The following is a 14476-nucleotide window of genomic DNA, read 5'->3' on the forward strand; positions in this document are numbered from 1 at the left end:
TTACAGTGGCTCGTAAAGTCTATATAAGCGGCTTCTCATGCCGTTTTCCAAAATCCGACTCACCAGAAATGTTCTGGAACAATCTCACCAATCACGTGGATATGGTTTCGAATGAGCCAAAGCGTTGGCCCAGTGGGGCCTTTGGTATACCGAAGAGACTAGGCACACTTCAAGACATCGAAAAATTTGATGCCGATTTTTTTGAAGTGCACCCAAAACAGGCCCATAAAATGGACCCCCAGCTTCGAAAGTTGCTTGAAGTAAGCTATGAAGCAATTCTAGATTCAGGCCTGCAACCCGAATCCCTGAAAACAAAAAAAGTCGGCGTCTTCATCGGCGCCCACTCCAGCGACTCTCAATCAAATTTCAGTAATCAGCTTCATAAATTCAGCGGTTACGAAAATACTGGCACTACTCTGTCGATGTTTGCCAACCGCCTCTCCTTCTACTACAACTTTACAGGCCCGTCTATGACGATAGACACTGCCTGTTCATCGTCCCTTGTCGCATTAGATGCCGCATTAAACTCAATACGGGAAGGCCGCTGTGATTACGCTCTTGTTGGTGGAACAAACATTATTTTAAATCCAGCCATAAGTTTAGGCTTTCATAAATTGCAAATGGTTGGAAGTGACGGTGTTTGTCGCTCATTTGACAATAACGGTAAAGGCTACGTCCGTTCAGAGGGAATCGGTGTACTTTTTCTGACAAGAGAAGGAATCAAAGCGAGGAGGCGTGCAGTACTATTAGCTTCAGGTGTAAACAGCGATGGACATACTACTGAAGGGATCACATTCCCTAACGGCTCTGCACACCAGGCACTATTGGAAGAGACCTATAAAAGGGCAGATATAGACCTCCAGGAGATCGAATACATAGAAGCACATGGCACAGGCACACCAGCAGGTGACCCACAAGAGGTGAATGCTCTGTCCCGTTTTACTGAAGAGCGGAACAAACCCCTCAACATAGGATCAGTCAAATCCAATATGGGTCACTCTGAGGGTGCTGCAGCAATGGCTGGCCTGATCAAACTACTCCTCGCCATGGAGCACAATACAATACCTGCCAACCTCCACTTTAATCAACCTAACGAAAAAATACCCGGACTGCATAATGGGCGGATTAATGTTGTTACCAGTAATCAAAAATATTGTGGAGGGATTCTTGGAGTCAACAGCTTTGGTTTCGGTGGTACGAATGCGCATGCAGTTCTAGCAAAATATAAGGCATCCAAAGCAACCACTGAAGATTATCAGCCGATTCAAATTATCCCTGTTACCTGTCGCACCGAAGATGGACATCGAACAATCATTGAGTCATTGAAGAGAATTTCATCAACTTCTCTTGACATAGCAAGTCATCAACGGAATATCGCCAATCGTCCAACTGCAAAATTCCCCTATCGACACTGCTTGCTTATAAACTCAAACGGTAATGTTCAAACTATCAGTGGAGAAAAAGACAGCACCCAAAACGAGATATGGTATGTATTTAATGGTATGGGCTCTCAGTGGCAAGGGATGGGTAAAGCACTGCTCAATGTCCCTATCCTGAATAAGTCACTCTTGGCCTGCCATGATCATCTAACACAGTTTGACTTCAATCTGGCAGGGCTATTAACCAGCTCCAGATCTGATTCATTTGATACTGCGTTAAACTCATTCATTGGTATAGCAGCTATTCAGATAGCATTTATTGATGCTTTTCAAGAACTTAATATTCTGGCTGATGGTTTTGTTGGGCATAGCATTGGTGAAATTGCAGCAGCCTATGCTGATGGTGCAATAACAAAAGAACAAGCCATGGAAATTGCCTACTGGAGAGGCCGGGTAGTTGAGGAGACGCCTTCAGCAAAAGGCAGTATGGCTAGTGTTGCCATTGATTGGTTATCGGCTCAAGAATTGAGTAACGAAGATATTTTCCCTGCCTGCCATAATAATGACCAGAGCGTAACATTTTCAGGCCCAACAGATAAAATAGCTGAGTGGTCAGAGGGTCTGAAAAGAAGAGATATTGAGGTTAGGCATGTAAAGTCTGCCGGTATAGCCTTTCATAGCCCAATGATTGCACCAGCCGAAGCAGCATTTCGCTCTAAACTTGAAAAGATTATTATCCAGCCCAAAGCAAGATCGAAAAAATGGATATGCACATGCCATCCGAAAGATGATTGGCATAAGGCTGAATATGCTTCAACTGATTACTTTGTCGACAACCTGCTTTGCCAGGTTCACTTCAAACAGGGCATTGAGAATATCCCAGACAATGCAACAGTTATTGAAGTTGGGCCTCATTTGCTATTGAGTTCTCTAATTACCGCGCAAAAACCTGCCATCAACTATATGGGTTTAATGCGCAGAAACTCTGACAATACCGATAGCTTTCATCAAGCCGTGGGCAAACTATTCTGTTTAGGCCAGGACATAGCCTGGCCTGCCTTGTACCCAGAGGATGAAGAGTGCTACTCAAGATCTCTACCTTCGCTTCATAGAGTAGACTGGAACCATGATGCCGACTGGGAGGTTGCTGACTTTTTTCACTATAACCCCAACTCCTCAGGAAAATATGAGCGCAACTTCGAGATAGACCTAAAAGACGAGCAATATGCCTTCATCTCTGACCATGTATTAAATGGTAAAATAATATTTCCAGGTGTGGGGTATCTCTATCTTGTCTGGCAAACCTTAGCAGAAATAGAAATGCGCAAATTGGATGAGACGCCTGTCGAGTTCAGAGATGTAACACTAAAACGAGCAACCACACTAAGTAAGAGTGGCAAAATCACTCTGACAGTACGCTATCTCCCGGTATCTGAATCATTTGAAGTAACCGAGGGTAGTAATCTGGTTGTACACGGTCATGTAACAGTCACTGACCAGGACGCCTGGAGCATTGGGGACCAGGTAGAGCAATCCATCGCAGAGTATGAAGGGGAGTCATTCTTAACAAGCCACGACTTGTATAAAGAACTGAGACTTCGTGGTTATGACTACGGCCCTGAATTCAAGAAAGTTGAAAGCATCAGCCAGGATGGCAGTGTAATCAAAATTCACTGGGATGGAAATTGGGCAACATTCCTGGATTGTCTTGTTCATACAACCATTGTCCGGGATACAAAGAGGCAAACCAAGATTCCTGTTTTTGTCAGAAAGATCAATATAGATCCTACGCGGCAACCTGATTACTCGATATTGCCCGCCTATTCCGAGCCCTACTTAAATCAATTCTATACCCATTCAATATTAGTTGAAGGCGCAAAATTTACCGTAATACCACCACACAAAGATCGCACAATCAGTGCACTGAAAAGCTATGAGTTTACACCCTATTTTGAGTCTAATATATTCAATGAAAAAGCAAATGATGAGATCAGGAATTACATTAAGCTGACAACACAGTATATATTCAACAACGCGCAGCGTGTTATCAAAGAATTAAAACTTGACTCCAAGCCACTCCCTCCTCACATTCTTCAACTCGAACAACAGATCAAGGAATTACAATACACTGAAATAGATAAGAGCAAACTCGAATACTATTTAAACCATCCTCGAGGGATATCGTTAAGGCTGGCGCAGCATCTATATAGCAATCCGGAAATACTTCGCGATGAGCCACTTTCTGCAATACTCTCTTTTAACGAGTATCGCTCACTTTACAATAATGACTTGGCAGGTTCGTATCTGTTTTCTGAGGGTTACCTGGAAGAACTCCATTTTGTTTTTTTGGAAAACATACCCCATAAAAAGCCCCTAAAGGTATGTGAGATTGGCGCAGGCACCGGCGGCATAACAAGCCACTTGCTACCATTGATACAGTCCACTGAAGATACCTACTTTATCACTGACATATCTAGCGGTTTTTTTAAACCACTAGAAGATGAATTCAAGCAATATTCAGCAATAACTCGCTTTGAAATCTGGGACATTGACCAGCAGGCGCCCGCCAATGTAGGAGAAGATTTAGACCTGATTGTCGCAAGTAATGCTATCCATGCTGCTGACAATATTCTGAATTCATTACAGCATATTTATCATGCTTTGAATGATGATGGATTTTTTCTTCTTCACGAAACAACGCATGGTGGCGCACAAAATGCCTGCATGTGGGGCTTCATCGACGAACTTTGGGATTACAACGATCCTGACGTCCGTAGCTATGGCGCTCTGGTTACCCACGAGACATGGCAACAACTACTCAAGCAGGCAGGGTTTGAGATTGTATCCATCAAAGATGACGGCATACTTCTGACCCTCTATTTGTGTAGAAAAAAGAGATCAAACGCACACAAATCTATTCAATACAACGACTACACGGCAGAATTTCGCAAAAAGATACAACATTCATTAACCGCACAAGAAGAGGCCAACAACCAGCGCATTTGGGTCTCTGGCGATGCAAAAACAACACCTGGTCTTCCTGGAATGATGAACTGCCTTCGAAAAGAGGAAACCAAAAGCCTCAGATGTCTCTTTTTCGAAGATAACAACATGCCATCACCGACTATGTTAACGCAAGCTTATGAGAAAGATCTGTTCATGAATGTTTTCAAGGAGGGAGAATGGGGCTCTTATCGTTATCATAATTTCAAACCTTCTGACGAAGTTTTGTCTGGGAATGCAACCATGGTAGTTTCACAACTGGGTGATTTATCCAGTCTCAAGTGGACAACCAGCCCACAGCACCTTGAATCAGATCATGATTACGACGTCTATTACTGCGGCCTGAATTTTAAAGACGTCATGCTTGCCAGCGGCAAACTGCCATCATCTGCATTTGATGAACGACTCGAAATTCCGATCGGTGGTGAGTTTTCAGGAATCAGTACCAGTGGTCAACGTGTAATGGGCTACCTTGGCCTCAACCAGAAGACAAAAATCAAACTTAAGAGCTGCAGCAGACATCACATCTGGGAGATACCCGAAGAGTGGTCTCTGGCAGAAGCCGCTACAGTCCCGGTTGTCTACATGACCGCCATATTAGCCCTGGTTATTCGGGGCCAAATTAAAACTGGTCATAGAGTACTGATCCACTCTGGATCAGGTGGTGTCGGTCAGGCAGCAATCCGTGTTGCGCTTCACCATGAGTGCGAAATATTTATTACTGTAGGTAATGATGAGAAGCGCAAATTCATCAATTCGATGTTTCCTGAGATTCCTGATAGCCACATATTCAGTTCAAGAGATACCAAGTTCGAAAAAGAGATCATGAACCTGACCAAAGGTAAGGGGGTCAATCTAATACTCAACTCCTTATCTGACGATAAATTAAAAACTGGATTGAGGCTTCTGGACAGTTTTGGCAAATTCCTGGAGATCGGCAAATATGATGCAAACAACAACACCCAGATCGGCATGGAGATTCTGCTTCGTGACTGCTCTGTCAAAGGCGTTGGCGTCAACAACATTATTCTTGAGGATGGCGATGAACTTGCACTAGTCAATAGCCTGCTGGCTGATGGCATTTCAAATGGCATGGTAAAACCACTCACCAACCATCAATTTCACCATACTGATCTTGAAAATGCCTTCCGTTTTATGGCAAATGGTAAGCACATAGGCAAAGTCATCATAAAAGTGAAGGACGAGCAAGAACTTGCCACAAAACAGGAACTCCTGGTATGCCAACAAAAATTCTGGTGCGATCCCAGACGGGCCTATTTAATTACCGGTGGACTGGGTGGATTTGGATTGGAGCTGGCTGACTGGTTAATTCAAAGAGGCGCGAAAACAATTTGCCTAACCTCTCGGCGGGGAATAACAAACGGATATCAGCGCCTGCGAGTCGACTATTTCAGATCCCTGGGTATCAATGTCATTATTTCAACCAAGAATGTCGCATTTAGGGAACAGGCACAGGACCTACTTCTGGAACTCAATGATGTTTCGCCAATAGCTGGCATATTCCACCTCGCCATGGTTTTGCAAGATGCCTTCTATATAAACCAATCCCATGAAGATTATAAGAAGGTTGTAACTACAAAAGTCGATGCCGCATCAAATATCGACATACTGACGCGACTCTACTGCGAGCATCTGCAACATTTTGTAATATTCTCTTCACTGGTTGCCAGCCTTGGTAATCCTGGCCAATCTGCATATGGTTATGCAAATAGTGCATTAGATCTTATTTCAACCAAGCGTAGAAACGATGGGCTACCTGCAACCTCGATACAGTGGGGAGAAATTGGGGATGTTGGGTTCGTATCTGAGAACAGAGAGAAGGTCCACATTGAAGCACTGGCAACCCAGGAGCAGAGCCTTAAATCCTGCCTCTCATCATTAAATAAGATCCTATGTGGCAGCCCACCTGTCGTAGCTAGCTACGTGCCGCTTAATAAAGATTTATCAACTCAAGGCATCGCCCCCATAAGCAGTATTGAAGTTGGAGATTTTGATACATTAACTAAAAGCATCAAAAGTATTCTCGGTTTAAACCACGATACTAAGCTCGATGAGAAGAAACTATTTCTGGACTACGGTATTGATTCGTTAATGGGTGTTGAAATTGTGCAGAAACTTGAACGCGAATACCATATTCAAGTACCTTTGGCAAAAGTAAAGGATTTAAGCTTCACCCAACTCAAAACACTATTCGATGAGAACAGTAATTCAAATATACCCAACCAAATTACTTATAACTTCATAGCTGACAGGGAGTTCCCTGTTTTCGATCGCTTCGATACAGGTGATATACAGAACAGTGTCATCTATTTCATCACCGGTTTATTTGCCGATCCGTTTGAGCCGATCAGCATATATCCACCAGCTGTTGGCAAAAGTGTCTTTGCTGTTCGATACGAGCATACAGAATCCATCGATCAACTCGCCACGCTCTGGAATAATCATTTACATAGTTTACCTGATAATGTAACTACTATAAAAATAATAGGCTACAGTACAGGTGCTTCGATACTACACAGGCTTGTTCATTCCACAACATTTGAAAGAGCCAACACCAAGATAACGACCACGACCATCTCACCGCCGGAAGAAGCTGTTTTTTCTCCATTAAAAGATATGAAGATAGATGATTTAAATCAGTTAAAAATCAATGAAGGCATGTCACAAATTAAAACACTACCTGTTTGGGGCGATTATTCACTAATTCCATTCACAGCCATCAAGAAACAGATCAGTTTTTTAATGGCTGATGATTTTCATGAAAGAGAACATGCGCCAGTAGACTTGATAGTTTTGCCATCGAAAGATCCTATCTGCTGGAGCTATGAAAAATCCGAAGATTTTGCACAAAGAGTTGAGGTAGTCGATGGCCCTCATGATATCCGCAAAATAAAGTTAACCAACTATTACTAGTAACCCGACGACTGAGTATGTCGCCTTCAGGGTTTTAAGCCTGTCGACAAGAGTGTAGAGGTTCTCTATAAGGGATAGTCCCACTGCATCAATTAATGGCATCGGAGCTGCTCCTGTAACTCCATACACAGCCTATGTATCTAAAAATAGACCTCAAAAAACGGGAAGACGAGTACCGGAGACCTCGGGAGACGATCCAGATCGCCCCCACTGCAACTTTTGAGCGGATTAGGGTGAAAATAGCTTCGATGCACATGGTCACTTGGTGGCTAAAAAAAACGCTACACTGTGAATTACACATTTGTGACGACGCGTGGCTGTTTTGCAACTCCTTGGAATAGCGAACTATTCCGCGTCGTTGCGCGCTGTGCAGAGACGCCACAAGTGTAGCGGGCACAGGGATGTGCAGGAGCGACCCTTGCCCTGCACCACCACAAACGCACACTTCGTGCCGTCCAACTGATCTTTTTTAGGTTAAACTAGTGCACCTCGTCATAGATTCTGTACCATTCAGCGAGTCTGGAAGGGGTTAGCCGCGCCCCGAAGGAAGTGCCCTTGGGGTGCAAGGCATGCCTCGCAGGGAATGGCCCCTCCCTTGCCAAGAGGCATAACACCGCGGATAACCCCTTCCAGGCTCGCCCGGAGGGAGCCGCCCCAATACGCCCGCTCTGAATGGTACAGAATCTATGACGAGGTACACTAACCTCCAGATTAAATAACACTCAAGAAATAGACACATGTACCGGATAAACCACCTCAACACACTCCTCTTCATTCTCCTTCTCACCTGTCTGATTAACAGCAGCTGGGCGGAAGAGACCTCTGAAACCAACCCTGAAGAGAGTAAAACTGAATCTGTAACCATCCCGCAAACCCTGAAATCCCCTCGTGCCACCATGGAGACCTTTCTCCATGCCATGAACGACATCAAACGGGGATCACCAGAACGTATTGAGGCTGCAATCTCTACCCTGGATCTCTCCAGCATCAACTCTCTGGTAAGGAAGGAACAGGGTAGCGATCTCTCCTGGATGTTGATCGAGGTTCTGGATCGAACTCGGGTAATTGAATTGGATAAAATCCCAAACAATCCCGATGGACAAACCTATCTCTTTCACAGCTATGAAAATGGAGATATTAGAATTGCTCGCACAGAGTCCGGTGCCTGGCTGTTTGATCAAAACACCGTCAGCCAATTAGCAGCCATCCTGGATGAGGTTGCCGATACCGATCGGGTCAGTGGCAAAGATGAAGAGTCCAGCAAGATTCCCTGGCACATCCGTTTTCGTCAGAAGATCCCTGACTCGCTGAAATCTTCTACCTTTTTACTACCTAACTGGCAATGGCTAGCTCTTTTCGGAACCATTCTTCTGGGTGTTATAGCCGACAAACTGCTCTCCTCTTTTCTACGCTCCGGCGTTCGCAGCTGGCGTAATAAAACCATCCATAATGAGTTCAAGGAGATCTCTGAGGATATTCTTCGCCCCCTGGGCCTGATGGCGATGGCACTCATCTGGTGGAGTGGTATCAATCTGATAGGGCTGACTGAAAATATAATGCTGATACTGCTGGTGGCGGTTAAGTTTCTCGCCAGTATCTCTGGCGTCTGGGCAGCTTATCGCCTGGTTGATCTGGTCTCAGCATTTTTACACAAGCGCGCTCAGCTTACCGACAATAAACTGGACGATGCGCTGGTCCCACTGATACCCAGAACACTGAAGATATTCGTTACTGTGATCGGCTTTGTTTTCATCGCCGATAATCTCAACGTCGACATTTCAAGTCTGCTCGCCGGCCTTGGTCTTGGTGGTCTGGCCTTTGCTTTGGCTGCCAAGGATATGGTTCAGAACCTGTTTGGTTCGGTAACAGTTTTGATGGATCGCACATTCTCGGTTGGAGACTGGGTCATTGTCGATGGCGCTGAAGGCAGCGTTGAACGGATCGGTTTTCGCAGCACCCGGATCAGAACCTTCTACAATTCGGTGGTCACCGTTCCCAACTCAAAATTCATTACCGCCACAGTGGACAATATGGGCGAACGTCGCTATCGCCGTCTATCCTGCAAGCTTTCGCTCACTTATGACACGCCACCAGATCGTATCGAAGCCTTTTGTGAAGGCGTTAGAGAGTTGGTACGGCAACACCCCTATATGCGTAAAGACTACTATCACGTCTACCTGAATGAGTTTGCCGCTTCCTCTCTGGATGTGTTGCTCTATGTCTTTTGGGAGACTCCGGAGTGGAGCACTGAATTACGAGAGCGTCACCGCTTTATGTTGGATATTCTTCGTCTGGCTCAAGGGCTCGGAGTCGAGTTCGCCTTCCCCACGCAGACACTCTATATGAAACAGGAGGGTGAGGAAGCGGGAGCAAACGCTGAGATGCAACAGACCGAGGCACAGGAACTGGGTCAATCCCTTGCACAGAAGATTGTTGCAGAGACTACTGGAATCGGTGTAAAACCACCGCCTGTCATTATTCGTTAGAGCAGTCTTGCTGAATGACAAATTTTATTCTCGGGTAGGGTGGGGCCATGCCCCACCAAAACACCCTAAGGCGTCGAATGTCCATTAATAACCAGAGCACCCCATCCACTCTATGAGAATTTTCACGATCTCTGACATCCACATCGACTACAAAGAGAATGATCGCTGGCTTGAATCACTTTCCCACTCTGACTATGTCGATGATGCTCTGATCCTGGCGGGTGACATTTCAGATTCAACACCCCGTACTGCTAAATGTTTCGAACAATTGAGCAGTAAGTTTAAATTCGTTTTTTATGTGCCTGGCAATCACGATATATGGGTTAGAGGTGAGTCACAGACAGACTCTATCAATAAGTTTTCCGAACTTCTGTCATTGGCTCAGCAGCATGGCGTGATAACGGAACAAATGACGATACAGGGGATATCCATCATACCTCTCTTTTCCTGGTACGATCTGAGTTTTGGTGAGATGAGTGAGGCGTTGCTGGCTAGATGGATGGACTTTACCCATTGCAAATGGCCTGAAGCATTAGACACCCCATCTGCTCAAAATGGTTTTTTCCTGCAGAAGAATGAGGTCACTAAGCGGCCTGACTCTCAAACCGTTATCACCTTTTCACATTTCCTGCCACGTATCGATTTAATGCCGAGCTATATCCCTAAAAGATTCCGTGACATATACCCGGTTTTAGGCAGCCCGCTACTTGATCAGCAGATACGCAACCTGAACGCAAACATCCATATCTATGGACATAGCCATGTCAACTGCAGAACAACAATAGACAACATCGAATATATCAACAATGCTTTTGGTTACCCTTCAGAATTTCGCATCACCGCAAAACGGCTTTTGGAAATCACCTAGTGTGGTGCGTCATAGATTTTGTACCATTCAAACGCTGCCAACCCTGCACTCTTCTTTGACTTCTCTATATGGATTTTCCGGGATTCAATCTCTTTGCCATTCGCATGTAAAGTCAGACGATGTTTACCTTCATCCTGTGCCGCAAGTAATCCTCTCGGTCCTCGCCCTACCTCTTGTCCATCAAGTTTCCATACCAACTCCGCAACCACCTTTCGCGTCTCTTTCGGACTATCCATCTCAGCAGAAGAGTATCTGGCATAGAGTGGGATCGGCTGCCATGAGGGTACTTTTACATCCTCCTCCGGATGAACCAGCTCAACACGCCCCCGCCTTGGCGCAAGCTCAAACGACTCACTCAACACAGTAGTGCTGCGAACTCCGTTGGAGTAGGTCACTGACAACTGACAGGCTTTGCCTCCGGGCAGATCATCAAATCGTAGTGTCAGTTTTTTGTTTGGTCTACCGGCACCAATAAAGCGGGAACGGCTGCCATCACAGATCAAATGAACCTCGATCAACGCACCCTCTTCCGGTGTCGAATAATCCAACTCCAGGGTGAAGCTTTTTTTGCGTGAAACCCGCTTATGTGGCCAATCAAGAGTAAGCCTTGGTGCATCCGTTATTAACCGCTCTATGATGACTCGATCTGCACGGTTGAGTCTTAAGCTGTAGGCTCCACTAACCAATGCAATACGCCCTCGCACCAGACACCAGCCGGGATCCTGACGGGCACAAACCACTGGATGGTGTTGCATCACTTTTTCTCGACTCAATACCTTGCCCGATTTATCCAGCAGTTCAAGCTCGAGTGGCGGCTCTTCCTGCATTTGAAACGATCTGGATTGTGACCGGACTACCGCTTTAGACCGTATCGGCAAGGTATGAAATCGACCTTTAACATCGATCACACCAGCCAGTTCGATATATTCAATACCACGCTCGCCCTTAGTGGGAAAGGTTGCCGCGTGACGGATCTGTGATCGCTTCATGATTCACTCTCCGATGATGTCAAACATCATCTGCCAACGCTGGGGATGGGTCCAGCGTCTTGTACAGTAGGTCATCAGGTCGAATACCCGTCCTGCCTCATCGTCAGTTGCAAAGATCAGTTCATTGTTGTCGATATCCCAGACCACATCGGTAACCTCTCCACCATCCTCCCAGTAATCCGGGTGGGTGGTCTCATCCAGTGGATTGGCAGCAGGAGGTGAATCGTCGTCCGGGCAGGTGATCGCAAGATGTGATTGGCCATAGATATGGCCAAGTTCATGGGCAAGGGTCTCTTGATTCACCGGCGAGAGCAGGATATTGGATTCAGGAAGTGCTCGCCCCCAGGAGTTGATCGGGGTGAGTAAAGTCCATATCGCATCATCCTCATCGGAGCAGAGAAACCCCGTAAAATCAAGAAACTGGCAAGCACGAATCAGTTGCAGCCACTGTAGATTGGCGTTTCCGAGAATATCGAACTGGTTCGAGGGCGACCAACCGGATGGGACATCGATATTACCTGCCGGGGTGCTTATCACCCAGGCATCTGCACCAATGGTAACGGATAGGGTCGGATGGCGCTCAACGACCTCAGGCACCGCTGGCAGATAACGCTGGTAAGCGCTGTTGATCACCTCTATACACTCACTGTTGGTGGGAGGATTCGTTGCCACAAAAGATACTGCAGGGGTGGCATCGGTAATCACAATGGTTGCCGGAATATAGCGGACAAAGGGCTTCGCCCGAGCTGCAAACTCTACCGCTTCGATGGTCATCGAAAATGAGTCCTGATAACCCCGCTCACCTGGTGGTGCTGCGGCATCATCAACCCTGACCTGAAGCTGAATATCGATCTCACCAAAACAGAGAGTAAAAGGGATAAGGAAGTTGAGCGTATCCTCAATTTCACGCCGCTCAGGTTCAACAGGCAGATCGATGGTTACACCCGGATTTGGCGTAGCATCTGCAGAGCCATTGACCGCATCCATCCAGGGCCACCAGGGGTTGTTTCCATGTTCACGCACCCGCAGTCGCCCCTTCACCCCTGGCAGCCGATCAAGAGCGCCGAAGCCTGCAAGCTGATGGGTTGCGAAGAGACGTACACCGGTTCTCTTCTCCGCCACCAGCACCACCTCATTCTCTTCAGTTTGCACACCCTGGGTAATCTCTGCATGAGTAATCTCAAGTTGCGGCCGCTTACTCGCCAGGATGCGAACCTGCTTTCGCATCACCCCACACTCGTTACTCGCCTCAAGCTCATAGCTGAATAGCGCTGGTTCAGTGTGGGTCAGGGGTTGAAGGGTCCAGGCGCTACCGGTAGTGATAACCACCTCAGGATTACCCCCAAAATCTGGGCCGTCGTTGCTGATTCGCCGCAGAGTCAGAGTCTCTGCACGTTCAACAAACCAACGCAGCACCACCGAATCACCTGGTGATGCCAACACTGAATCACCAACCTCTCCCAACCCCTCATCGTCCCGTGAATCAGCCTCAAAGAGATTGATTAGAGGTTCACCAACATCCAGGTAGTTGACCCCGATATCGGGAGGACAGGGGATGCCCCTGATTGTCGGCCACTGCGGAAACAGCAGTGGCGACCCAAGACATCGGCTTGCGGAGAGGATCGACCGGGCATCGGCGTTGGCCTGACCGGCAAACTGGTTCCAGGCGTTGACACCGTGAGGATCATAGAAACCGACTGGGCCTGGCTGCACACCATCAGGCAGAGTAATGACAATCTCTGTATCACTCCAGGAGTCTGCCTCAACAGTACGACATCGGCCACTGACACGGAGTACCAACAGACGGTTATCCGGCTGGGTGAAACCAAACCCAGAGCCGTGGATGATCAACAGTTGACCAGCACAGGTCCCTTCCATGACGATGCTCTCGATACCATCGGCAAAGGCGGTTATCCGTCCATACCAGGCTACCGACGGCGCCCCCTCTTCAAGTACCTGAAGCAGCTGATCTTCACAGCCTGCACGCACCAGTTCATCTGGAATTTCAGGTGGTGGTGGACAGGGTGAACCTGGGCCAAAGCCAGGGTCGATACCTGGCCCCCAAGGGTCGCCTTCAGGATCGATGGGATCACCTGGCCCCCAAGGATCTCCAGTGGGATCCCCATTAGGGTAAGAGGGATCACCCGAGCCAGGTTCTCCCCAGTTGAGGGCTTGGTTCTGCTGCAGAAAACTGCTTAATCCCGCATCCCCTCCACGCCACTGAGCCCCTCGCGCCACTTCTAGATACCCAACACACTCACTCAACCCGGCAATGACATCGAAGGCCTGGGACATTCCTGCACCACCACGATAGGCCATGGTAGCCCCCATGTAGAGACCCGCCAGGCCACCCAGCTGGACTATCCGGGCCTGATCGAAGTCGGCATGTTGTTTTGGCGCCGAGCGCGCTCGATCCGCTAGCCGTTTTCGACCGCCGGAGAGGTGAGAATGGGATTCCAGGATCTGTTTGATTGCACTGCGTAGCGCTATATCAGCATCAGGCTCATGCTTCAGCACAGAGCTGGCGAGACGATGCAACTGCTGCAAAGTGTAGAGAGGCTTACTGAGTCGACGCATCATAGCGCTGACCTTTGGCCCGTCACGATTTGCCAAACGCCTTACTGTGCGTTGCAGCTCAGCAAGGTTTTCCCGCGCCACAAGATCAGCAAACGGAGTGGTCTCAGGCTGTTTAATTTTTTTCCTGTTAACTGCTTTGGACTTAGCTTGCTTGGAACTCGATGACTTGGTTCGGTTCTTCTTCACGCCCCCTCCATTACGCCCCTATGCAGCTAACGAGCGTCAATATTCCATATATCC

General features: G+C 47.3%; 5 protein-coding genes. 3 read left to right on the top strand and 2 right to left on the bottom strand.

Annotated elements, in window-relative coordinates:
• Positions 1-5 precede the first annotated feature (5 nt).
• The 3 genes from AC4IE7_RS02430 (at position 6) to AC4IE7_RS02440 (ending at position 10670) form a co-directional block, all read left to right on the top strand.
• On the top strand, positions 6-7316 hold the full coding sequence (locus tag AC4IE7_RS02430; protein WP_490775205.1) for a beta-ketoacyl synthase N-terminal-like domain-containing protein: 7311 nt from the start codon (positions 6-8) through the stop codon (positions 7314-7316).
• Between the two features lie 737 nt (positions 7317-8053).
• Positions 8054-9802 (top strand): mechanosensitive ion channel family protein, encoded by a 1749-nt coding sequence (locus AC4IE7_RS02435; protein WP_490775206.1) that lies wholly within the window; start codon positions 8054-8056, stop codon positions 9800-9802.
• Between the two features lie 112 nt (positions 9803-9914).
• Complete coding sequence (locus AC4IE7_RS02440; protein WP_490775207.1) at positions 9915-10670, top strand: metallophosphoesterase family protein; 756 nt, start codon at positions 9915-9917, stop codon at positions 10668-10670.
• On the opposite strand, the gene AC4IE7_RS02445 is transcribed toward AC4IE7_RS02440, so the two are convergent.
• Positions 10667-11659: a hypothetical protein gene (locus AC4IE7_RS02445; RefSeq protein ID WP_490775208.1), complete on the bottom strand. Its 993-nt coding sequence runs from the start codon at positions 11657-11659 to the stop codon at positions 10667-10669. The genes AC4IE7_RS02440 and AC4IE7_RS02445 overlap by 4 nt on opposite strands.
• 3 nt (positions 11660-11662) lie before the next feature.
• Positions 11663-14422, bottom strand: a complete 2760-nt coding sequence (locus AC4IE7_RS02450; RefSeq protein ID WP_490775209.1) for a hypothetical protein — start codon at positions 14420-14422, stop codon at positions 11663-11665.
• Positions 14423-14476: the final 54 nt, after the last annotated feature.

The organism is Candidatus Thiodiazotropha sp. AKAK3 (genome assembly GCF_058244645.1).